Raw genomic sequence first — 22328 nt, 5'->3', positions numbered from 1 at the left:
GGGGCCGACCCCCCGCACCCCCCGCTTCGCTTCGCTCATGCCCGTCTCTTGCGGGGGGCCGACCCCCCGCACCCCCCGCTTCGCTTCGCTCATGCTGGTGACAGATTCGGCATCGAGTCGAGGATCGGTCCGCGGGCCGACGGGTTGATCCCGGTGGACCGCGCCGCCGTGGACGTGCCGTCGGGCAGGTGCCCGACCTGCTTGTCGTAATTCCCGACGTTGTTGCCCTCGTGGACGCCGCGGGTGTGCGCCGGCGCGTCGGGCTTCACGTCGCGCTTGCCGACCTTGATCATCTTTCTCCCCTCATCTCCTCGAAGAACCTGCCGATGTGGTCCCACACCGCGTCCCCGCCGGCGAACCCCGCCCAGTGCTCGCGCAGCAGCGCGGTGAGCCGGTAGCAGTCGTCGACCGGAAGGATCCAGTGCTCGGACGCGCCCTTCGCCCGGTGCACGACGAGCGCCTCCACGTCCGGGCGCAGCTCCGCCAGGACGGGGTTGGCCTCGGCCAGGCGCCGCCAGCTGTCGGCGTGGACGGACGCGTGCAGCGCCCCGGCCGGGCTCGGGTAGCGGGCGGTCACCTCGCCCGTCCCGGCCACGGAGAAGAACGCCAGGTCGACGGGGACTCCGAGGCCCGCCCAAAGAGGGCCGTCCAGGACGAAGCCCCGCAGCTCGCGCCGTCCGGCCGGGACGAGCCGGTAGTGCCGTCCGCCCGCCGCCTGGTCGTCGAACAGGACGGCGCAGGCCTTGCACGCGCACAGCAGCTCGTCCTTCTCCAGGTCGAGCACGTGCCGGTGCGCGCCGTGCAGGGGCTCGGCGCACAGCTCGCACGCCTCCGCGGCCTCGGCCGCGGGCGGCGGGGCCGACATCGGGGACGCGGCCAGCGCGGCCAGCCGCGGCGTGGACAGCCCGGAGGTCATACCCGGCTCCGCACCTGGTCCAGCGTGATCAGGACGGGCTCCGGCGCGGGCGCCTCCATCTCGACCCGCGACAGCTCCGGCGCCGCGGCGAGGACGGCCCGCTCCACGGCCTCCAGCACCGGGCGGGGCGCGGCGGCCCGGCCCTCGGTCGCGACCTTCAGCCGCACCGTCGCCCCCTCGATCCCGGAGAACTCCACGGAGGTGCGGTGCTTGCCGAGGAACGCGTCCATGGCGCCGAGCGCCCGTCCCACCCGCGTCTCCGGTGACTCGGGGTGCAGGCCGTGCGTGAGCAGCAGGTGGCCGACCAGCTCGTCCCCGGTGAGCGCGGAGAGGTCCGGGGTGCTCCGGACGACCCGGTCGAGGGCCTCCCCGTACAGCTCCACCAGCGCCTGGACGACCGGCGCGGCCGCCGGGTCCAGCCGTCCGAGCAGCCCTTCGAGGTGCCGGACGTGCTCCCGGACGCGCTCGTCGTCCCAGGCCATCAGTGCCGCCCGTCCTGCGCGCCGAACATCGGCGAGTGCCGCTTCTCGATCGTCCGGCCGCCGCCGACGTACATGTGCACGCCGCACGGCAGGCACGGGTCGAAGCTGCGGACGGTCCGCATGATGTCGATGCCCTTGAAGTCGTCCGGCCCGTTCTCCTCGAAGATCGGCTGGCCGGCGACCGCGTCCTCGTACGGGCCGGGCGTGCCGTAGGAGTCGCGCGGGCTGGCGTTCCACGGCGTCGGCGGGTACGGGTGGTAGTTCGCGATCTTGTGGTCGCGGATGACGAGGTGGTGGGACAGCACGCCCCGGACGGCCTCGTGGAACCCGCAGCCGATCGCCTCCTCGGGGACCTCGAAGTCGGTGAACACCTTCGTCCGCCCCGCCCGCACCTCGTCCAGGGCCTTCTCGGCGAAGAACAGCGCCATCCCGGCCGCGTAGGCGATGAAGTAGGCGCGGGCCCGGTCGCGCTCGATCGTGTTGGCGTACCGCGGCGGCGTCCACTCCAGGTTGACCTCCGGCATGCCGGGCGTCTTCGGCAGGTCGATCTGGACGCTGTGCCCCGTGGACCGGACGTACGGCGTGTCCACCTCGCCGGCCAGCGCGGTCGCCCACAGCCGGGCGAGCGGCCCGCCACCGGTGTCGAGCGCGAGATGGTCGCCGGTCTCCGGGTGCTTCCACCGCGGGCTCATCACCCAGCTGTACTTGCCGCCGTCCAGGTCGCGCTTCTGCGGGTGAGGCAGCGTCGTCTGGTTCCACGGGTGCCGCTGGTCGATCGGGTTGCCGAGCGGGTCCTCCTTGACGAACGTCTCGTCGTTGACCCAGTCGTCGTAGTACGAGCTGCCCAGCAGGATCCGCATGCCGAGGTTGATGTCGACCAGGTCCGTGGTGAGGAGCTGCCCGTCCACGACGATCCCGGGGGTGACGTAGGCGGCGCGCCCCCACTCGGACATGTGCCGGTAGTCGTAGTCGCAGACGTCGGGGTTCTGGAACGCGCCCCAGCAGCCGAGCAGCGTCCGCCGCCGCCCGACCTGGTCGTAGCCGGGCAGCGCCTCCAGGAAGAAGTCGAAGATGTCGTCGTTCATCGCGACGGCCCGCTTGACGAAGTCGAGGCAGCGCGTCAGCCGGACGAGGTAGTCGGTGAACACCTGCGGCGTCGCGACCGTCCCCACGCCGCCGGGATACAGGGTGGACGGGTGGACGTGCCGCCCCTCCATCAGGCAGATCATCTCGCGGGTGATGCGGCTCAGCTGGAGGGCCTCCTTGTAGACCGAGCCCTCGAACGGGTTGAACGCCGCCATGATGTCGGCGATCGTCCGGAAGCCGTGGACGGAGCCGCGCGGCGCGTCGGTGTTCTTCGCCGTCGCCAGCAGGCTCGGGTTCGTCTCGGCGACCATCCGCTCGCAGAAGTCGACGAACACCAGGTTGTCCTGGAAGATCGTGTGGTCGAACATGTACTCGGCGGCCTCGCCGAGGTTGATGATCCAGTCGGCGAGCGGCGGCGGTTTGATCCCGTACGCCATGTTCTGTGCGTAGATCGAGCAGGTCGCATGGTTGTCGCCGCAGATGCCGCAGATCCGGCTGGTGATGAAGTGCGCGTCCCGCGGGTCCTTGCCCTTCATGAACACGCTGTAGCCGCGGAAGATCGACGAGGTGCTCTGGCACTCCGCGACCTGCCGGTTCGCGAAGTCGATCTTGGTGTAGATGCCGAGGTTGCCGACGATCCGGGTGATCGGGTCGAACGCCACCTCGACGAGGCCGCCCTGCGTGGCCTGCCGGCCGCTCCTGGCCTCGGTGCCCTGTTTCATCGCACGACGCCTTTCAGTTGTGCGGCCAGCGGGGCTGGTAGCCGCTGGTCAGCCTGTCTCGGTTGTGGCGCCACTTCGGTTCCCGGTTGGCGCTCCTGTTCGTGATCGACCGCAGCGTCCGGATGAACGGCCCGTACGTGCGCAGCAGGGTGGAGGACAGGCTCGCGCCGGGCGGCTCGTCCATGAACGGCATGAACTTGTCGGGAAAGCCCGGCATCGTGCAGCCGATGCAGATCCCCCCGACGTTCGGGCAGCCGCCGACGCCGTCCATCCAGCCGCGCTTGGTGACGTTGCAGTTCACCACCGGGCCCCAGCAGCCGATCTTCACCTGGCACTTGGGCGAGTTGTAGTCGCGGGCGAAGTCGGCCTGCTCGTAGTAGGCGGCGCGGTCGCAGCCCTCGTGCACCGTCTTGCCGAACAGCCAGGTCGGGCGGAGCTGCTCGTCCAGCGGGATGACGGGCGCCTGCCCGGCCGCCTGGTGCAGCACCCAGAGCAGCGTCTCCATGAAGTTGTCCGGCTGGACGGGGCAGCCCGGCACGTTGACGATCGGCAGGCCGCCCGCGGACCGGAAGTCCCAGCCGAGGTAGTCGGCGAGGCCCATGCACCCGGTCGGGTTGCCGGCCATCGCGTGGATGCCGCCGTAGGTCGCGCACGTGCCCGCCGCGACGACCGCCCACGCCTTCGGCGCGAGCCGGTCGATCCAGGTGTTCAGCGTGATCGGCTCGCCGGTCTCGGGATCGTTGCCCATCGACGTCCAGTAGCCGTCCCCGTTGATGTTCTCGTTGGGGACCGACCCCTCGACGACGAGGACGAAGGGCTCCAGTTCCCCCCGCGCGGCCCGGTGGAAGGCCTCCATGAAGTCGTCGCCGGTCTCGTAGGCGAGCACCTTGTTGTGCAGGTGGACCTTCGGCAGGCCCGGTATCGCTCCGAGGACGACGTCCTCGATGCTCGGCAGCGAGGCCGCGGTCACCGAGATCGTGTCCCCGTCGCAGCTCATTCCCTCGGAAGTCCACAGAATGTGGATCTCCTCCGTCAGTGGTCGCTCCGGAGCGACGCCCGCCATGGCTTTCCTCCCCCGAGATCATCGCCAATGCCGCCCTGCCCGCCGGGAACGGCGCGAAACACCGCCCGAAAAGCCCCCCAACCGAGTTTCTCCATTCCGTAAAAACGCCGTTTGAGCCGGGGTGATCGGGGCAGCAGACCAGCGTCGGAGCAGCGGAAACCGGGCGGGAGGACGGGTGCACGAATTGGCCGTCACGGAGAGCGTCATAGCGGCGATTTCAGCGCAATTGCCCGATTCGCGAGTGGTGGTGGTCCACCTCGACATAGGGAGACTTTCCGGAGTCATGCCGGACGCGGTGCGATTCTGCTTCGAACTCGCCGGCGAGGGGACGTGCGTCGAGGGCGCCCGGCTCGACATCACCGAGACCGACGGGGTGGGCGAGTGCACGGACTGCGGGACGTCCTTCCCCGCCCGCGACGCGCTCGCCGTCTGCCCGTGCGGCAGCGCCGACGTCACCGTCAGCGGCGGCGCCGACCTTTCGATCCGGGGCGTGGAGGTCGCCGATGTGTGAGACCTGCGGCTGCGACGGCGAGGACGCCCCGCGCATCACTCTGGAACCCGGCCGCCCCGTGCCTCTGGAACAGGTGCCTCTGGAACAGGTGCCTCTTGAGCAGGTGCCTCTGGAGCACGTGACGCTGGAGCAGAAGGTCCTGGCCCGCAACGACGACCTCGCCGGCCTGAACCGGACCTGGTTCGCCGAGCGCGGCATCGTCGCGCTCAACATGATGAGCTCCCCCGGCTCGGGCAAGACGACGCTGCTGGAGCGCACCGTCGCCGACCTGAGCCCGGACCGCCCGATCTCGGTGATCGAGGGCGACCAGGAGACGCTGCTCGACGCGCGGCGGCTCACCGCCGCCGGGGCCCGGACCGTCCAGGTCAACACCGGCGCCGGCTGCCACCTCGACGCCGCGATGGTGGCCGGCGCGCTCACCGCGCTGGCGCCGCCGGACGGCTCCACCGTCTTCATCGAGAACGTCGGCAACCTCGTCTGCCCCGCGCTGTTCGACCTCGGCGAGCGGGCCCGCGTGGTCCTGATGTCCGTCACCGAGGGCGCCGACAAGCCGCTGAAGTACCCGTACATGTTCCGCGGCGCCGACGTCCTGCTGGTCAACAAGGTGGACCTGCTCCCCCACGTCGACTTCGACATGGACGCCTGCATCGCCGCGGCCCGCCGCCTCTGCCCCGGCCTGGAGGTCCTCCCCATCTCGGCGACGCGCGGCGACGGCCTCAAGACCTGGTACGACTGGCTGGCCGAAGCCTGACCCGCGGGGCTACCGGTGTCGCCGCCGACGGCGGTCACCGGCACCCCGACGCATCCTGGGCGTTCCGCGCGTGGGAACTATGGCGCGTGCCTCAAAGACGACGTCCACAAGCGGCATCTGAAGGCGCGCGTGATCAGCGGTGCCCGAGGGCATGGAGACACGATCAATGATGTCCCAGCGCCCGATGTGGTCGTGGGACGCCGTATTTCGGGCGGTGTGAACGTCATGTTGTCAGAGGCCACCATGGCCTTGGCGGGAGCCGGCGGGGTCGCCGTCGTGCAGATGATGGTGAGCGACGGATGGGAGTCGGCCAAGGGACGGCTGGCGCGCCTGCTCGGCCGCGGCACCCCCGCCGAGGTCACCGCCATGGAAGACCGGCTGGAGTCCGCACGCACGCAACTGGCGTCCCTGCCCGAGAACGAGCTCGAACAGGCCATGCGAGTCCAGGCGGCCGTTTGGCAGGAGCAGCTCGCCGATCTTCTGGAGGCGGCCCCGGAGGTCGAGGAGGAACTTCGCGGCCTGGTCGGCCGGGTCGACGCCCGGCAGGGCACCACGGGCGTCCGGCAGCAAGCCGTCCTGCTCTCCGGAATCCAGATCAACCGGTTCTCCGCTCCGCCGGCGCTGGACGAGGCCATCGGCACGATCGCCGTGCCGGCCGGCCGCCGCTACGAGGACGCCCCGCTGCGCGGCCGTGACGAGCTGATCGCCGAACTGGTCGAGGCACTGTCCCGTCCCGGCTCGGCCGAGCGCGTTCACCTCCTGCACGGCCTCGGCGGCGCGGGCAAGTCCAGCGTGGCGTTGGAGGTCGCCTGCCGCGTCCAGGAGAAGGGCGCCGGCGTCTGGTGGATTCCGGCCTCCGACGCTGGACGGGTCACGATGGGCATGCTCAACCTGGCCCGCCGGCTCAGGCTCAGCGATGCCGAGATCGCCCACCGCGATGTCGCCGATCTCATCTGGGAGCGGCTGGCCGACCGCGACACTCCCTGGCTGCTCGTCTTCGACAACGCCGACGACCCCGCCGTCCTGACGATCGACGACGCCCCGCTCCCCGACGGGACCGGCTGGCTCCGGCCCGTCGCGACCGCCGCCGGGATGGCGATCGTGACCAGCCGGCACGGTCGCGTCCCGGACTGGGGCGGCTGGTGCCGTGCCCACGACGTCGGGATGCTCACCCCCGTCGAGGGGGCGCAGGTGCTGTTGGACGGGACGGGCTCCAAGGCGGGATCCCGCGCCGATGCGGAGTCGCTCTCGCGACGGCTCGGCGGGCTGCCGCTGGCGCTGCGCCTGGCCGGAAGCTACCTCGCCCAGTCCCAGCAGATGCCGCGGATCTTCGCCGATCCCGAGCGCGCCCGAACGTTCGCCGAGTACCGCTCCGCCCTCGATGTGGATCCGCCGGAGGCGGGCTTCCCCTCCCAGCAGGTGCAGGTGTCCGATCGTGAGGCCCGCCAGATGCTCGGGCGCACCTGGGAGCTGTCGCTCGAACTGCTGGAGCGCCGCGGCACCGGGCCGGTGCGAGCCTTGCTCAACCTGCTTTCGTGTTTCGCGGACGCGCCGATTCCGTACGAGATGCTTCTCCTGCCGCGGCTGCTCGCCGAATCCGAGATCTTTCCGTCATCGACGACCGGTGGCGAGATCTGGCAATCCCTGGTCGCCCTCTCGGACACCGGACTCCTGGATCTGGATTCGCCCAGCCATGAGGAGGACATTCCTGTACTGCGCCTGCATCCGCTCGTCCGGGACGTGAGCCGTCCGCGAGAGCAGGAGGACCGCTACCTCACGACCGCGGCGAAAGTCCTGGTGGGTGCGACGCATGGCGAGCAGAGCGGATTGCCGGAAGATCCAGCGAAATGGGAAGTATGGCAATTCCTCGTCCCCCATGCGAGGCAGGTCCTCGACGCCGTCAGTGCGCTGCCCCGCCTCGGCCGGCAAGCCCGGCTGGATTCCGCGAAGGCCGCCTACATGAGCGGACGGCATCTCGCCTCCACGGGCGCCTACGCTCAGGCGAGGGCCGTTTACGCAGAAGTCTTCGCCATCAGGAGCCGCCTCCTCGGCCTCGATCACGAAGACACGCTCAGCGCCCACTACGGCATCGCCCGCATGGCGGCCGGCCAAGGCAGGTACGGCGAGGCGGAGACGGCTTTCCGCGAGATCCTCGCGTCCAGGGAACGGATCCTCGGCCCCGGGCATCCGGACACTCTCAACGCTCGCTACGGGGTCGCCCGGATGGCCGCCGCCCAGGGGCGGTACCACGAGGCCGAGCAGGTCTATCGCGACATTCTGGCCGACGGAGACCGCACCATGGGGCCCGGCCACCCGGAGACCCTCCGCGCCCAGTACGGCATTGCCCGGATGGCGGGCGAACAGGGCCGGTTCAGCGAGGCCGAGGCGATTTACCGGGAACTGCTCGGCACCCAGGAGACCAACTCCAGCGCGCCTTTCTCGGACCATCCGGAGCATCTGGAATCGAAGACCGTCTACCGGGAGGTTCTCGCCGTCGAGGAACGCGTCCTCGGTCCCGACCAACCCGATACCCTCACCATCCGCTACGCGATCGCGAGGACGGCGGCCGCACAGGGCAGGCACGACGAGGCGGAAAGGGCCTACCGCGAGGTCCTCCTGGTGGAGGAGGAGACCCTTGGGCCCGACCATCCCGACACGCTGACCACACGCCACTGGGTGGCCCGCATGGTCCTCGCCCAAGGCCGTCACGAGGACGCCGAGCGCCTCTTCCGGCAGGTTCTCGCCACACGAGAGGAGGTTCTGGGCGTTGACCACCCCAACACCCTCATGACCCGTTACTGGGTCGCCAGGACTCTGGAGACCCAAGGTCGTCGCCGCGAGGCGGAGGCGCTTCTCCGGTCTGTCCTGCGAGGGCGACGACGAGTTCTCGGCGCGGACCACCCGCACATAGACCAGACCCTCCAGGCCCTGGAGAAGTTGAACGGGGATGAACGGCGCACTTGACCTGGAGTGTGCTCCAGTTTCTAGCGTTCTGGGCGTTCGCTAACGAGGGAGCACGCCAGGATGCAGTACCGCAAGCTCGGCCGGACCGGCGTCGAGGTCAGCACCCAGTGCCTCGGCGCGATGATGTTCGGCGCCGTCGGCAACCCCGACCACGACGACTCCGTGCGCATCGTCCACAAGGCGCTGGACGCGGGGATCAACTTCATCGACACCGCCGACATGTACTCCGCCGGGGAGAGCGAGGAGATCGTCGGCAAGGCCCTCAAGGGCCGCCGCGACGACGTCGTCCTCGCGAGCAAGTTCTTCTTCCCGCTCGGTGAGGAGCGCAACGGCCGCGGGGGGTCGCGCCGTCACATCGTCCGGGCCGTGGAGGACAGCCTCCGCCGCCTCGGCACCGACCGCATCGACCTGTACCAGATGCACCGCCGCGACTGGGACACCGATCTGGAGGAGACCCTCGACGCGCTGACCGACCTCGTCCGGCAGGGGAAGATCCTCTACGCCGGGTCGTCGACCTTCCCGGCCGACTGGATCGTCGAGGCGCAGTGGGCCGCCGAGCGCCGGGGCGGCGTCCGGTTCGTGTGCGAGCAGCCCCAGTACTCGATCTTCGCCCGCTCGATCGAGGAGGCCGTGCTCCCCGCCGCGCAGCGGTACGGCATGGGCGTGATCCCGTGGAGCCCGCTCGCCGGAGGCTGGCTGACCGGCAAGTACCGGCGCGGGCAGGAGGCCCCGGCGGGCGCCCGGTTCACGCCCGCCGACGGCACGCCGCCCGCCTGGCGGGACCGCACCGTCGACGTGGACCCGAGCGCCCCCGTCCGCTACGACGCCGTCGAGCGCCTCGAGAAGATCGCCGAGAACGCCGGCCTGTCGCTGACCCGCATGGCGCTGGCCTTCGCCGGCGAGCACCCGGCGATCACCTCGACCATCATCGGCCCGAAGACCATGGACCAGCTGGACGACCTGCTCGCCGCCGCCGACGTCCGCCTCGACGCCGCCACCCTCGACGCGATCGACGAGGTCGTCCCCCCGGGCACCGACATCGCCCGCATCCGCCACATGACCGGCAACCCGTCCCTGAACCTCGAACACCGCCGCCGCCCCTGAGACGCCCGCCCCTGAACGCTCCGGCCCCGGCGCGGTCGCGCCGGGGCCGGTCCCTACCTGATCAGGGGGTCGCGGGGGAGGCCGAGGATGCGCTCGGCGATCTGGTTGCGGGTGATCTCCGAGGTGCCGCCGGCGATGGACAGGCCGCGCGAGCCGAGGCGCACGAGGGAGGCGAGCTGGCCGGGGCCGTCGGTGAAGGCGGCGTCCGGGCCGGCGAACTCGGCGAGGAGGGCGGCGGTGGCGTGGCCGTGCTCGGCGAGGACGAGCTTGGTGATGTTGCCCTCGGGGCCGGGCTCGCCGCCGGCGACGGCGCGTTCGGCGGAGCGGAGGTTGAGCAGGCGCAGGGCCTGCTCCTCGGCCGCGTGGGCGCCGACGCGCTCGGCGCCGCCGGGGACGCGGTCGCCGTGCTCGGCGTAGAGGGAGACGACGTCCGGGCCCGTCCGGCCGCCGGCACCGCCGCCGATGCTGACGCGCTCGTTGCCGAGGGTGGCGCGGGCGACCGTCCAGCCCTGGTTGGGGGTGCCGACCACGTCGGCGTCGGGGACGAAGACGTCGGAGAAGAACACCTCGTTGAACTCCGAGTCCCCGGTCGTCTGCCGCAGCGGCCGGACCTCCACGCCGGGGTGCTCCATGTCGATGACGACCATGGTGACGCCGGAGTGCTTCGGCGCGTCCGGGTCGGTGCGGACGGTGGCGAAGCCCCAGCGGCAGTAGTGCGCGCCGCTCGTCCAGACCTTCTGGCCGTTGACCACCCAGCCGCCGTCCACCTTCTCGGCGCGGGTCTTGACGGCGGCGGCGTCCGAGCCGGCCTCCGGCTCGCTGAACAGCTGGCACCAGATCTCGTCTCCGTTCAGCGCGGGACGCACGAAGCGGTCGATCTGGTCCTGCGTGCCGTGCTGGACGAGGGTGAGGATCACCCAGCCGGTGATGCCGAGCTGGGGACGCCTGACGCCGGCGGCGCGGAACTCGTCCTCGATGACGAGCTGCAGCCCGGCGCTCGCCTCCACGCCCCAGGGGCGCGGCCAGTGCGGCTGGACGTACCCGGTCTCGATGAGCCGGGCCCGCTGCCCGGCGGCCGGCAGCGCGGCGATCTCCCGGGCCAGCGCGCGGATCCGCGGGCGCTCCGCCTCGGCCTCGGGCGGCAGGTCCAGGCTCGCCTCCCGGACGACCCCGGCGGTCCGCAGCCGGGTCACGTCGCGCTCGGCGGCGTGCGGGTCGAGGACGGCCTCCAGGGCCGCGGCCCGGCGCAGCAGCAGGTGGGCGTCGTGCTCCCAGGTGAAGCCGATGCCGCCGTGCACCTGGATGTTCAGGCCCGCGTTGGCCGTGAACGCCGGGAGGGCGAGCGCCGCCGCGACGGCCGCCGCCAGCTCGAACTGGTCCGCCGGCCCCGAGGCGGCCCGCGCCGCGTCCCAGACGGCCGCCGTGCCCAGCTCGGCGGCGACGAGCATGTTCGCGCAGTGGTGCTTGACGGCCTGGAACGTCGCGATCGGGCGGCCGAACTGCCGCCGCACCTTGGCGTACGCGGTGGCGGTGTCGACGCATTCGAGCGCGCCGCCGACTGCCTCGGCGGACGCCAGCGTCCGGGCGACGGCCGTGGCGCGGGCGCGGGCCCCGGGGAGCACCTCCACCGCGGCGCCGTCGAGCCGCACGCGGGCGGAGCGGCGGGACGGGTCGAGGTTCCCGGGCACCTCGACGGCGACGCCGGGGGCGTCCGCGCGCACGACGAGCAGGTCGTCGCCCGCCGGGAGGAGGAGCAGTTCGGCGAGCCCGCCGCCGAGCACGACACCGGCGTCCCCGGTGGCGGTGCCTCCGGTGACCGTCAGCGCGCCGCCCAGGCCGAGGGCGGCCGTGGTGTCGCCGGAGGCGAGGCCGGGCAGGAGCCGCGCCCGCTGCTCCTCGCCTCCGGACGCGGCGATCGCGGCGGACGCCGTCATCGTCGGCAGCATCGGGCCCGGCGCGGCGGCGCGGCCCAGTTCCTCGGCGACCACGACCAGCTCCTGGAGCCCAGCGCCGCCGCCGTGCTCCTCGGGAAGGTGCAGGCCGAGCAGCCCGAGCGCGGCGAAATCCGGCCAGAAGTCCGGCAGCGTCTCCTTGTCCGCCTCCAGGAGCGCGCGGTTCGCGGCGCGCGCGTCGTGGTCGCGCAGGAACGAGCGTGCCGTCCTCGCCAGCTCCCGGTGTTCGTCGCTGATGGCGATCGCCATGGCCCCTCCAAGCGTCGTGCCGTCAGACACCAGAATGTCATTCGGTTTCTGTCCGGCGCTAGGGGTCCCCGCTAGGGGGTCTCCGGCCCCGCGGGCGGGCGGCGGCCGAGGAAGGCGACCAGCCGGTCGGCCGGCCCGGCCCGCGGCCCCGGGTCCACGGGCCCGGCGAACAGGTGACCGCGCTCCTCCGGCACCACCAGCGGGCTGATCTTCAGCAGCTCGTCCGCCAGCGCGGGCGGGATGGGACGCCCCTCCCCCGTGGCCTGCGAGATGTCCCACCCGTGCACGGCCACCTCCAGGGCGCCCGTCACCACCATCAGCCCGCCGGCCAGCCGCCGGTCACCGATCGCGACCGTTCCTCGCGCGGCGGACGCCTTCAGCACCCGCACGGCCTGCACCCGCAGGGCGGACACGGGGTCGTCCACGGGCGCCCTCTGCGTCGGCACCGTCTCGACATGCCCGAGGCTCATCCCTTCATGGAGCGCCTCAAGCGAGTCACGGACGTGCAGCAGCAACATGTGGAGGTCCCAAAGCTCACAGGGCGTCGGCCGGGTGAGCATCTGCGGCGTGACCGCCTGGACGGCCGTCAGCACGAAGCCGACCGCCCGTTCCAGCAGCCCGCCGTGCAACGCGGTCTGCGCCGTACACGTCCGCTCGCGCATGCGGCCTCCAATCGAGGATGACGGTCTCTGTTCTATGGACCGTCGCCGCACGCCGAAATCATCGGCGCCGTAGGGCCTGGCGGCGTTGGACCCGCCTGCGTCAGGCGGTGGCCTCCACCTCCTGGCGGGTGAGGACGGGGTCGGGGGCGGTCGGCGCGGTGGAGGCGACCGGTTCCGTCACCCCTTTCGCCACGCGGGCCTCGGCCTGGCGGAACTCGGGCAGCGGCCCGGTCGCGTCGTGCAGGGCGTTGAGGACGAGCCACAGCGTCGTCCGGCGGAGCCGCAGCGTCACCGGGTTGGGCGGCCGGTAGAGGACGAGCTTGCGCGCCCACTCCGGGAGCATGTCGCGCGCCGCCCAGTCCATGAAGGGGCTGCCGGGCTCCCACGGCTTGACCTTGCCGTCCCGCAGGTTGGGCCCGGTCGCGAAGGCCTTGATCGGGGTCACCGCCAGCCGCGGCAGGTAGGACTCCAGGCACTCGGCGACCTCGGCCTTGGTGGCGGGCAGGCCGGTCCCGCCCAGGGCCTCGCCGACGCGGACGAACTCGCGGTAGTAGCGCTCCAGGTCGTCCCCCTTGAGCGGGCGCCGGTGGTAGCGCTCGTGCGCGGTGGCGAGGCCCCAGACGACGGTGGCGTAGTTCCAGCGCAGCCATTCGGGGTCGTCGGCGTCGTAGGGGAGCCCGTCCGGGCGGGTGCCTTTGACCGTGTGGTGCATGGCGCGGACGGTGCGGGCCAGCCGCTCGGCGGTCGCGGTGGAGCCGTAGGCCGTCCCGATGAAGAACGACAGCGAGTGCCCGAGCCGGACCGCCGCCCCTTCCGGGTCGATGTTCCCGGTGGGGACGCCGTCGACGCGCTCGGGGATGCGGGAGTGGTCATAGGCCATCCAGCTGATGCTCGGGTCGAGCCCCTCGATGTAGGCGGCGCCGACCAGGCCGAGCATCAGGGTCGGCAGGTGCGAGTGGACGTACCAGACCGCGCTGTCCGGCCCGAACCAGCCCGGGTCGCCGTCCGGTCCGGCGAAGTCCAGGCCCTTGAAGAACCTGGAGCGGATCTCGGTGTCGAAGGCGCGCTCGAACCGTGCCGCGATGACGTTGCTCTTCGGTGCCATGCCGTGCTCTCCCGGGCCCATTCTGGTGACAGGTGTATCCAGAGTAAGTGTCTGGGTACACGCGTGTCCAGGCTTGCTAGGGTGTGCGCCATGGCGACCGCGCGCACGGCCACGTCCACCCGGTGGGCCGGGGTGCCCGCCGACCGCCGCCGCGACGAGCGGCGCGCCATGCTCGTCCGGGCCGCGTTCCGGCTGTTCGGCGAGGAGGGCGAGGCGGCGCTGACCGTCCGGGCGGTGTGCCGCGAGGCCGAGCTGCACACCCGCTACTTCTACGAGAACTTCGCCGGCACCGGCGACCTGCTGGCGGCCGTCTACGACCGGGAGGCCACCGCCCTCGGCGAGGACCTGGCCCGTGCCCTGGACGAGGCGGGCCCCCGGCCGGACGTCCGCACCCGCGCCGGCATCCGCAGCGTCCTGCGGTTCATCAGCGACGACCCGCGCAGGGGACGCGTCCTGTTCGCCGAGGCGCGCGGCAACGAGGTGCTCGCCGAACGGCGCCGGGCCGCGCAGACCGCGCTGCTCGACGGCGTGCTCGCGATGAGCAGCGCCGAGAACCCCGGGCTCCCCGTCGTCATCGCCGCGACCATGTTCACCGGCGCGATGACCGAGCTGGCCCAGCAGTGGGCGGACGGCCGGCTGGGCGACGACCTCGACGCGGTGGTCGACCACGCCGTCGAGCTGTCGCTGGCGCTCCACGCGACCGCCGCGCGCCACGTCCCGTCCGGCTGAGCCCGGCTGAGACCGAGCCGGTGATCAAGGTTGGCGGGGGCGCAGGTTTTTGACTCGATCAACTTGCGCCCGCCTCTAGCTTCCCGAATCAAGTTCTAGTATCCAGGAGTCATCACTTCGACAGGCGGCCCGTCCCGCGGGAGGTACCAGTGCAGACCAGAGCGGCGATCCTGTGGGAACCGCACACCGACTGGAGCATCGAGGACATCGAGCTCGACGACCCCAAGGCGGGCGAGGTCAAGGTCAAGTTCGCCGCGTCGGGGCTGTGCCACTCCGACGAGCACCTGGTCACCGGGGACATGGTGCTCGACCCGGAGATCGCCAAGCTCATGGGCTGGGAGCAGTTCCCCGTCATCGGCGGGCACGAGGGCGCCGGCGAGGTCGTGGAGGTCGGCCCCGGCGTGACCACGCTGCAGGAGGGCGACCACGTCGTCCTGTCCTTCATCCCGGCCTGCGGCCGCTGCCCCTCGTGCGCCCGCGGCCGCCAGCACCTCTGCGACCTCGGCGCGGTGCTGCTCGCCGGACGGCAGATCGGCGACATGACCGCCCGCCACCACTCCAAGAGCGGCAAGGACCTGGGCATCATGTGCTGCACCGGGACCTTCTCCCCCTACACCGTCGTCAACGAGGCCACCGCCATCAAGATCGACGACTGGATCCCGCTCGACAAGGCCGCGCTGGTCGGCTGCGGCGTCACCACCGGCTGGGGCTCGGCGGTCAACGCGGCCGGCGTCCAGCCCGGCGACACCGTCGTGGTGATCGGCCTCGGCGGCATCGGGATGAACGCGGTGCAGGGCGCGGCGATGGCCGGCGCCCGCCACGTCGTCGTCGTCGACCCGGTCGACTGGAAGCGCGAGAAGGCCACCGAGTTCGGCGCCACCCACTCCGCCGCGTCCGTCGAGGAGGCCATGGCCACCGTCGGCGAGATCACCTGGGGCGCCAACGCCGACAAGGCGATCCTCACCACCGGCGTCGCCACCGGCGACCTCGTCGCCCCGATGATGGGCATGGTCGCCAAGGGCGGCCGCGGCGTCGTCACCGCCGTCGCGCCGATCGTCCAGGAGGACGTCAAGCTCAACCTGTTCGACCTCGCGATGCAGCGCAAGGAGCTGGTCGGCTGCATCTTCGGCAACGCCAACCCGCGCCGCGACATCCCGCGCCTCCTGCGCCTCTACGACGAGGGCAGGCTCAAGCTGGACGAGCTGGTCACCACCACCTACGAGCTCGACGACGTCAACAAGGGCTACCAGGACATGCGGGACGGCAAGAACATCCGCGGAATGATCAAGTACTGATCTCCCGGGGACGGGCGGCGCCTCGCGCCTCCCGTCCCCCGGCGGCGGGCCGGGTTCCGGCGGGCGGGAGCCGCACCTCGAACAGGGCGCCGCCCTCGGGCGCGTCACCGACCGTGATCATCCCGCCGTGCGCCAGGACCAGGTCGCGGGTGATCGCCAGGCCGAGCCCGGAGCCGCCGTCGTCGCGGCTGCGCGCCTCGTCCAGCCGGACGAACCGCTCGAAGATCCGCTCCCGGTCGTCCGGCGGCACCCCGGCGCCGTCGTCGGCGACCCGCAGCACCGTCGCGCCCTCCTGCGCGCCCAGCCCCACCCGGATCCTCCCGGCCGCGTGCCGCTCGGCGTTGTCGAGCAGGTTGGACAGGACGCGGGCCAGCCGCGTCCGGCTGCCGAGGGCCCGCGGGGCGCCCGCCACCTCGGCCTCGATGGCGAGGGCGCGGCCGCCCGCGGGACGGCGCCGCAGCTCCTCGCGCACCAGCTCGGCCATGTCCACCGCCACCGCCGGCGCCGGGTCCGCCCCGGCGTCCAGCCGGGCCAGCAGGAGCAGGTCGGCGGCCAGGTGCTGGAGCCGGACGACGTCGGCGGCCAGCTCGGCGACGTCCAGCAGCCGGGGATGCGCCGCGCCCACCTCCAGCTGCGTGCGCAGCGAGGCGATCGGCGTGCGCAGCTCGTGGGCGGCGTCGGCGACGAACCCGCGCTGCCGGGTCACCGACCGCTCCAGGGCGGCCAGGGTCTCGTTCGTCGTGCCCGCCAGTTCGGCCACCTCGTCCCGCGTCCCCGGCACGGGGACCCGGCGGGTCAGGTCGCCGGAGGCCGTGATCTCCGCCAGCTCGCCGCGGATCGCCGCCACCGGGCGCAGCGCCCGCCGGGTGACCAGCCAGGTCACGGCGGCGACCACGGCCAGCAGCAGGGGCAGCCCGGCGAGCATCGCCCGGCCCACCGCGGCGACCGCGTCGCGCGTGGCGGTCAGGGCGGCGCCCGCGTAGACGGTGACGGTCTCGCCCGCGGGAGTGGTCGCCTCCACCGCGGCGAACCTGTAGTCGTCGGCCCGCCCGCCCATGGTGGCGCGTCCCGTGGCGTGCCGGACGTCGTCGGAGACGTGCCCGGGGCGCGGGTCCTCCTCGTCCAGGTCGTCGTCCCCCTCCCCCGGCAGGGCGCCGGCCCCCGGCCGCGCCGCCGCCGCGGAGCCGCCCGTCCCGGAGCCGCCCGTCCCGCTGACGGCCTCCAGCTGCTCGCTGGCCGCGCGCACCCGGCCGGACGCGTCCACGATCTGGATCGGGCGCTCCTCGGTGTCGTCCAGGTCCAGCCGGTGGACGGGGGTGCCGGTGGCGAGCTTGGCGGCGATCTCGCGGGCGCTCATCTCCGCCTGCAGGTCGGCGTGCCTCGCGAGGTTCGCCCGCAGCAGGGACATCACGGTCAGCCCCGCGACGGCGAGCGCCACCGCGACCACCGCGGTCGCGCCGACCGTGGTGCGGGCGCGCACCGAGTCGACCAGGCGCGGCATCAGCCGCCCCCGTCCGGACGGTCGGCGCCGCCGTTGGTGGCCAGCCGGTACCCGGCGCCGCGGACCGTGGTGATCGACCGGCGCCCGAACGGCGCGTCCAGCTTGCGGCGCAGCGCGCTCACGTAGACCTCGACGATGTTGGGGTCGCCGTCGAAGGCGCCGTCCCAGACGTGTTCGAGGATCTGCGACTTCGACACCACCTGGCCCGCGTTGGACGCCAGGTGCTCCAGCACCGCGAACTCCTTGGCGGTGAGCTCCACCTGCACGCCGGCGCGCAGCACCCGCCGGGCGGCGGGCTCGATGGTGAGGTCGCCGAGCTCGATGAGCGGCGCGGCGCCCCGGGTGCGGCGCCGCAGCAGGGCCCGGATGTGGGCGAGCAGCACCACGTAGGAGAACGGCTTGGTGAGGTAGTCGTCCGCGCCGATGTCGAGCCCCTCGGCCTGGTCGTACTCGCCGTCCTTGGCGGTCAGCATCAGGATCGGGGTCTCGTCGCCCGCCGCGCGCAGCGCCGAGCAGACCCGGTACCCGTTCATGCCGGGCAGCATGATGTCGAGCAGGATCAGGTCGTAGTCGTTCTCCAGCGCCCGGCCGAGGCCGGTGGCGCCGTCGTGCGCCGTGTCCACCGCGTAGCCCTCGGCGGCCAGCCCCTGCGCCAGCGACCGGGCCAGCCGTCTCTCGTCCTCGACGATCAGCAGGCGCATCGCGGTCCGGCCCTTCTCATCGCCACTGCGTGTTGTGATTGACTCATCGCACAGTGTAATCGGAGCGGCGCTCGGGGTGATGTCCGGCCGAGCGGCCGGTGGCTTCGGGAGGTTGGGATGAGGGCGCTGTCGGGGCGCGGGCCGGTGCTGGTGATCGCGATCGCGCTGGGCGGGCTGGCCGGGTCGGCCGCAACCGTGCTCGCCGCCGGGCTCGCCGGCGGGGACGACGTCCGCGCCCGGCCGGTGGCGCTGCGCCTCGGCATCGAGCGGGCCGCCGGCATCGCGTCGCGGACGGTGCCGGGCGGCCACATCGAGGGCCTGGAGCTGGGCTACAACGGCCGGACGCTGATCTGGGAGGCCGATGTCATCGCCACCGACGGCACCGCGCGGGAGCTGCACATCGACTCCCGCGACGGCCGCGTGGTGGCCGACCGCCTCGACCCGCCGGAGGAGGGCGAGGACGGCGACGACTGCGACGACGGCACCACCGGCCGTCCCGACCAGGCCGCCGCGCTGGGAGCCGCGAAGATCACCGCGGCCCGGGCGGCGCGGGCCGCCCTGGAGGAGGTGCCCGGCACCGTCGCCGCGGTCGACTTCGAGTACCGCCGGACCGCGCACGTCTGGGAGGTCGACGTCACCGACCGCGACGGGCGGGAGCACAAGCTGCGGGTGGACACCGCCACGGGCGAGGTCATCGCCGACGCCCCCGGCGAGGACGACGGCTGACCGGCCGGGCGCCGCGTCACGCGGCGGCCCTGTGTCACTCGGTGGTGCCGCGCCGCGCCACGAGGCCCGCCGAGAGGACCTTCACCCGCAGGCTGCCGCACGACGAGCAGGCCCGGTCGACCCACGGCGGCTGGACGGCCACCCCGCCGAGCCTCCACGCGACCGCGTCGCCGCAGTACCGCACCACGTACACGTCCTCCCACACGCGCATGCAGCCGAGGCAGTGGGAACGCCATTTCTCGGTCGCCGTCTGCACGCTGCGAACCCGCACGCGCAGCCCCTTCGAGGCCACGTGGAGCTGACGGACCTCGCACCGCGGGCGGCCGGGAAAACCTTCCACGGCACGACCGCCCACATTGGTGACATCCAGGCCAACGGTCATCGCTTCCTCCTCCATCCGGAGCACTGAGGGCTTCGACGACCATCACTCTGACGAACATTTCTGAGCCCAGCCTGAAGCACCCTGAAGCGACCTTCAGAACGGCCCACGCCGACAGATCGCACCGACAACGTGCAATTGTCACCAAGAGGGCGAATCGGGCTATTGACACCGCGTCCAGCCAGCTAGACCGCCCGTTGCCGGGATCGCATCATGTCGGCATGAAAGGCATTCTTGGCGACTTGTTTTGCCTTTCACAGCCCATTGCTCGGGCACTTCATGAAAAGGGGTGGTTCAGCTGGATGGGGAGGAATTCGATGATCGAGCGGGAGGCGGCCGGCGTGACCGATTCGAGCCGCAGGCCGGCCCGCCCGGCCAATTCCCCCAGCCGGTCGAGGGTGCGCTCCCGGCCGCGGACGTAGCACAGCATGCGCAGGTCGCCCTCGGTGTGCTGCGCGCCTTCGCCGCCTTCGCCGCCATCGGCGACGTGGTCGACGGCGAGCACCCGTCCGGCGGCCCCGGCCGCCTCGGCGCACCGTCGCAGGATGCGCAGGGCGTCCTCGTCGTCCCAGTCGTGCAGGACGCCCGAGAGCAGGTAGCCGCCCGCCCCGGCGGGAAGCGCGTCGAAGAAGCTGCCCGCCTGCGCGCCCGCCCGGTCGTCCAGGCCCGCCGAGGCGATGGCCTGCCGGGCGCGGTCCACCGGTCCGGCCAGGTCGATCACCGTCCCGCGCAATCCCTCGTGGGCGCGCAGGAGGGCGATCAGCAGGCTGCCGTTGCCGCCGCCCACGTCGACGACATGACCGAGCTCGCCCCACGGGTAGGCGGCGGCCACCGCGGGCGCCTCCGCGACCAGCCGGGACCCCATCAGGGCGTCGAAGGACGCCGAGCGCGTGTCGTCGGCCGCCAGGTCGTCCCAGTACGGACGACCGAACTGGCGCGGGAACGCGGGCTCGCCGGTGCGGACGGTGTGCAGCAACTGGACGAAGCACAGGTCGGCCCGTCCGATGGCGCCGTCGAGGTCGAGCCATGGCCGCAGCCCGCCGGGGTGATCGTCCCGGAGCTGCTCGCCCAGGGCCGTCAGGCCGTAGGCGCCGTCCCCGTCGCGCGAGAGCACCCCCGACGTCACGAGGTGGTCCATCACCCGGCCCAGGGCGTCCCGGTCGGCGTCCACCACCGCGGCCAGGTCACCGGGCGTCGTGCGGCCGGCGGCGATGTGGTCGGCCAGCCGCAGGGTCGCCGCCACCCGGACGGCCATCGGTGTCAGCAGGTCGGCGGCCTTCCACAGATCCCCGCCCCACCCGGTCCCCTCCTCGGCCATGGCGCCTCCTCGCGGAACGTCCGTCCCAGAACGCTAACCCCGCCCTACGACACCGCTACGCCTGGATCACGCGCACCCCGGCCTCGGTGAAGGCGGCCACCTCCGCCTCCGGCACCGTCCCGTCCGTCACCAGGACGTCGATCCGGTCGGTGTCGCAGATGCGGGCGAACGCGCGGTGCCCGACCTTCGAGCCGTCCGCCACCACGACCACCTGGTCGGCGCGCTCGGCCATCAGCCGGTTCACGTCGGCCTCGCCCTCGTTGTGGCAGGTCGCGCCGTGCCGCGCGGTCACCCCGTTCACCCCGATGACCGCCATGTCCAGCGTCACGTGGTCGAAGATCCCGGTGGCGAGCGGCCCGGTCAGCTCGTAGGACTGTGGGCGCGGCACCCCACCGGTCAGCACGATCTTCACATGCGGCCGGACGGCCAGCTCGTTGCCGATGTTCAGGGCGTTCGTCACGATCGTGACCCCCGGGGTCGTCCCCTCGGCGTGCAGGTCGGCGCGGGTGGCGAGGACCCGGGCGACCTCCGACGTCGTCGTCCCGCCGTTCAGCCCGATGATCGAGCCGGGCTTGGCCAGCTCCGCCGTCGCCGCCGCGATCCGCTGCTTCTCGGACGCGTGCCGCGCCGCCTTGTAGCGCAGCGGCAGGTCGTAGCTGACGCTCTGCGCGACGGCGCCGCCGCGGGTGCGGGTCAGCATCTGCTGCTGCGCGAGCTGGTCGAAGTCGCGGCGGATCGTCGCGGCCGACACCCCCATGCGCCGGGACGCCTCCTCGACGGTCAGCTGCCCGGCGTCCGCGAGCATTTCGAGCAGCGCGTTCCAGCGCTCGTGCCGGGCCACACGGCCCCCTTTCGTGCGGGTGGACGGGCTGGGCGATCTCCGTCCCGCGGATTCTAGCCCTGCGCGCCCCTGGTCTTACCTGCGCGTTCTCGCCATGGAACAATCAGCATCGATCATATGCGCGCAGCGAGAGGATCCCATGCCCGTCGCCTCCCTGGCCAACGCCCGGGTCGTCCTGCCGGACGGCGTCCGGCACGGCGCCCTCCACATCGCCGGCGGGACGATCGCGGCCGCGCCCGGACCGGGCGACGTGCTCGACCTCGGCGGCCGGTACGTCGTCCCCGGCTTCGTGGACATGCACGTCCATGGCGGTGCGGGCGCGTCCTACCAGAACCCCGCCGAGGCCCGCCGGGCCGCCGAGTTCCACCTCGCGCACGGGACGACCACCACCATGGCGAGCCTGGTCACCGGAACCCCGGACGAGCTGGCCTCCGCCGTCGCCGGGCTCGCCGACCTCGCCGCCGACGGCGTCATCGCGGGCGTCCACCTCGAAGGCCCCTACCTGTCCCGCGACCGCTGCGGCGCCCACGACCCGGCGCTGCTGCGCCCCCCGGACCCCGCCGAGTTCGGCCGGCTCGTCCGGGTCGGCCGCGGGCATGTCCGCATGATCACCCTCGCGCCCGAGCTGCCCGGCGCGCTCGACCTCGTCCGGGCCGCCGCGGACGCCGGCGTGATCGCCGCCGTCGGCCACACCGACGGCCCCGGCGCGACGGCGCGGGCCGCGTTCGACGCCGGCGCCCGCGTCGCGACGCACCTGTTCAACGCGATGCGCCCGCTGCACCACCGTGAGGGAGGGCCCGTCGCCGCCGCGCTCACCGACCCCCGGGTCACCGTCGAGCTGATCAACGACGGCGTCCATGTGGAACCCGCCGTCGCCCGCCTCGCGTTCGCCGCCACGCCCCGCGTCGCGCTGATCACCGACGCGATGGCCGCCGCCGGGATGGGCGACGGCGACTACCGCCTCGGCGTCATGGACGTCGAGGTCCGCGGCGGCCGCGCCACCCTCGCCGGCGGGACGTCCATCGCCGGCAGCAGCATCACCATGGCCGACGCGTTCCGCCAGGCCGTGACCGAGGCCGGCCTGCCGATCGAGCGCGCCGCCGAAGCGGCGTCCCTCACCCCGGCACGCGCGCTCGGCCTCGACTCCCGGATCGGCTCCCTGGACCCCGGCAAGGACGCTGACCTGGTCGTTCTCGACGACGACCTGAGCGTTTCCTGGGTGATGAGAAAGGGCCGCCGCATCTGAGGACGTCCCGCGTGCCCGAATTCTC

Annotated in this window: 21 protein-coding genes; 8 read left to right on the top strand and 13 right to left on the bottom strand. The window is 72.7% G+C overall.

From position 1 onward, the window contains the following. Window positions 1–89: 89 nt before the first annotated feature. Genes BM339_RS34820 through BM339_RS34800 form a run of 5 tightly spaced genes read right to left on the bottom strand, consistent with a single transcriptional unit; the run spans window position 90 to window position 4269 of the window. The gene (locus BM339_RS34820) at window positions 90–293 is read right to left on the bottom strand and encodes a hypothetical protein (RefSeq protein WP_021597132.1); all 204 of its coding nucleotides are present in this window, start codon (window positions 291–293) and stop codon (window positions 90–92) included. Then, the gene (locus BM339_RS34815; RefSeq protein WP_021597133.1) at window positions 290–916 is read right to left on the bottom strand and encodes a DUF5947 family protein; all 627 of its coding nucleotides are present in this window, start codon (window positions 914–916) and stop codon (window positions 290–292) included. Before BM339_RS34815 ends, BM339_RS34820 begins: the two co-directional genes overlap by 4 nt. Next, window positions 913–1398 carry a hypothetical protein gene (locus tag BM339_RS34810; RefSeq protein ID WP_075023625.1) on the bottom strand — a complete coding sequence of 162 codons (486 nt, stop codon included), beginning with the start codon at window positions 1396–1398 and terminating at the stop codon, window positions 913–915. Before BM339_RS34810 ends, BM339_RS34815 begins: the two co-directional genes overlap by 4 nt. After that, complete coding sequence (locus tag BM339_RS34805) at window positions 1398–3206, bottom strand: nickel-dependent hydrogenase large subunit (RefSeq protein WP_021597135.1); 1809 nt, start codon at window positions 3204–3206, stop codon at window positions 1398–1400. Before BM339_RS34805 ends, BM339_RS34810 begins: the two co-directional genes overlap by 1 nt. 13 nt (window positions 3207–3219) lie before the next feature. Further along, window positions 3220–4269 carry an NADH-quinone oxidoreductase subunit B family protein gene (locus BM339_RS34800; protein ID WP_021597136.1) on the bottom strand — a complete coding sequence of 350 codons (1050 nt, stop codon included), beginning with the start codon at window positions 4267–4269 and terminating at the stop codon, window positions 3220–3222. Between the two features lie 121 nt (window positions 4270–4390). Here BM339_RS34800 and BM339_RS34795 point away from each other — a divergent pair, with 121 nt between their 5' ends. The 4 genes from BM339_RS34795 to BM339_RS34780 all read left to right on the top strand — a co-directional run bounded on the left by BM339_RS34795 (window position 4391) and on the right by BM339_RS34780 (window position 9599). Next, window positions 4391–4780 (top strand): hydrogenase maturation nickel metallochaperone HypA/HybF, encoded by a 390-nt coding sequence (locus BM339_RS34795; RefSeq protein ID WP_308209778.1) that lies wholly within the window; start codon window positions 4391–4393, stop codon window positions 4778–4780. Then, entirely contained in the window at window positions 4773–5531 is a 759-nt protein-coding gene (hypB, locus tag BM339_RS34790; protein ID WP_075023623.1) for a hydrogenase nickel incorporation protein HypB, read from the top strand. The genes BM339_RS34795 and hypB overlap by 8 nt, the downstream gene beginning before the upstream one ends. A gap of 243 nt (window positions 5532–5774) precedes the next feature. Then, window positions 5775–8495 carry a tetratricopeptide repeat protein gene (locus BM339_RS34785; RefSeq protein ID WP_143118729.1) on the top strand — a complete coding sequence of 907 codons (2721 nt, stop codon included), beginning with the start codon at window positions 5775–5777 and terminating at the stop codon, window positions 8493–8495. Window positions 8496–8555: 60 nt separating this feature from the next. Next, complete coding sequence (locus BM339_RS34780; protein ID WP_075023621.1) at window positions 8556–9599, top strand: aldo/keto reductase; 1044 nt, start codon at window positions 8556–8558, stop codon at window positions 9597–9599. Window positions 9600–9652: 53 nt separating this feature from the next. Here the strand turns inward: BM339_RS34780 and BM339_RS34775 are convergent, their stop codons facing one another. The 3 genes from BM339_RS34775 to BM339_RS34765 all read right to left on the bottom strand — a co-directional run bounded on the left by BM339_RS34775 (window position 9653) and on the right by BM339_RS34765 (window position 13567). After that, window positions 9653–11800 carry an acyl-CoA dehydrogenase family protein gene (locus tag BM339_RS34775; RefSeq protein WP_075023620.1) on the bottom strand — a complete coding sequence of 716 codons (2148 nt, stop codon included), beginning with the start codon at window positions 11798–11800 and terminating at the stop codon, window positions 9653–9655. A 71-nt stretch (window positions 11801–11871) separates the two neighbouring features. Further along, complete coding sequence (locus BM339_RS34770) at window positions 11872–12462, bottom strand: TIGR03086 family metal-binding protein (protein WP_075023619.1); 591 nt, start codon at window positions 12460–12462, stop codon at window positions 11872–11874. Window positions 12463–12562: 100 nt separating this feature from the next. Next, window positions 12563–13567: an oxygenase MpaB family protein gene (locus BM339_RS34765; protein WP_075023618.1), complete on the bottom strand. Its 1005-nt coding sequence runs from the start codon at window positions 13565–13567 to the stop codon at window positions 12563–12565. 90 nt (window positions 13568–13657) lie between these two features. Between BM339_RS34765 and BM339_RS34760 the strand changes: the two genes are divergently transcribed. After that, window positions 13658–14296, top strand: a complete 639-nt coding sequence (locus BM339_RS34760) for a TetR/AcrR family transcriptional regulator (RefSeq protein WP_075023617.1) — start codon at window positions 13658–13660, stop codon at window positions 14294–14296. Between the two features lie 149 nt (window positions 14297–14445). Continuing rightward, window positions 14446–15591 carry an NDMA-dependent alcohol dehydrogenase gene (locus BM339_RS34755; RefSeq protein WP_021598082.1) on the top strand — a complete coding sequence of 382 codons (1146 nt, stop codon included), beginning with the start codon at window positions 14446–14448 and terminating at the stop codon, window positions 15589–15591. On the opposite strand, the gene BM339_RS34750 is transcribed toward BM339_RS34755, so the two are convergent. Together BM339_RS34750 and BM339_RS34745 are read right to left on the bottom strand one after the other, a co-directional pair. Next, window positions 15581–17092, bottom strand: a complete 1512-nt coding sequence (locus tag BM339_RS34750; protein WP_024934993.1) for a sensor histidine kinase — start codon at window positions 17090–17092, stop codon at window positions 15581–15583. The two genes, BM339_RS34755 and BM339_RS34750, sit on opposite strands and share 11 nt — an antisense overlap. Further along, window positions 17092–17793, bottom strand: a complete 702-nt coding sequence (locus tag BM339_RS34745) for a response regulator transcription factor (RefSeq protein ID WP_075023616.1) — start codon at window positions 17791–17793, stop codon at window positions 17092–17094. The genes BM339_RS34750 and BM339_RS34745 overlap by 1 nt, the downstream gene beginning before the upstream one ends. Before the next feature lie 117 nt (window positions 17794–17910). Between BM339_RS34745 and BM339_RS34740 the strand changes: the two genes are divergently transcribed. Further along, window positions 17911–18519 carry a PepSY domain-containing protein gene (locus tag BM339_RS34740; protein WP_021598079.1) on the top strand — a complete coding sequence of 203 codons (609 nt, stop codon included), beginning with the start codon at window positions 17911–17913 and terminating at the stop codon, window positions 18517–18519. Between the two features lie 34 nt (window positions 18520–18553). Here BM339_RS34740 and BM339_RS34735 read toward each other — a convergent pair whose 3' ends face one another. From BM339_RS34735 to BM339_RS34725, 3 genes are all read right to left on the bottom strand, one after another. Further along, window positions 18554–18790 (bottom strand): hypothetical protein, encoded by a 237-nt coding sequence (locus BM339_RS34735; RefSeq protein ID WP_075023662.1) that lies wholly within the window; start codon window positions 18788–18790, stop codon window positions 18554–18556. Window positions 18791–19175: 385 nt separating this feature from the next. After that, on the bottom strand, window positions 19176–20216 hold the full coding sequence (locus tag BM339_RS34730; RefSeq protein WP_075023615.1) for a methyltransferase: 1041 nt from the start codon (window positions 20214–20216) through the stop codon (window positions 19176–19178). A 55-nt stretch (window positions 20217–20271) separates the two neighbouring features. Then, the gene (locus BM339_RS34725) at window positions 20272–21057 is read right to left on the bottom strand and encodes a DeoR/GlpR family DNA-binding transcription regulator (RefSeq protein ID WP_021598076.1); all 786 of its coding nucleotides are present in this window, start codon (window positions 21055–21057) and stop codon (window positions 20272–20274) included. A gap of 139 nt (window positions 21058–21196) precedes the next feature. On the opposite strand from BM339_RS34725, the gene nagA reads away from it, so the two are divergent. Further along, complete coding sequence (gene nagA / locus BM339_RS34720) at window positions 21197–22303, top strand: N-acetylglucosamine-6-phosphate deacetylase (RefSeq protein ID WP_075023614.1); 1107 nt, start codon at window positions 21197–21199, stop codon at window positions 22301–22303. The last annotated feature ends 25 nt before the right edge of the window (window positions 22304–22328 follow it).

Source organism: Actinomadura madurae (genome assembly GCF_900115095.1).
GTDB lineage: Bacteria > Actinomycetota > Actinomycetes > Streptosporangiales > Streptosporangiaceae > Spirillospora > Spirillospora madurae.
This window is presented reverse-complemented; position numbering and strand designations above follow the sequence as displayed.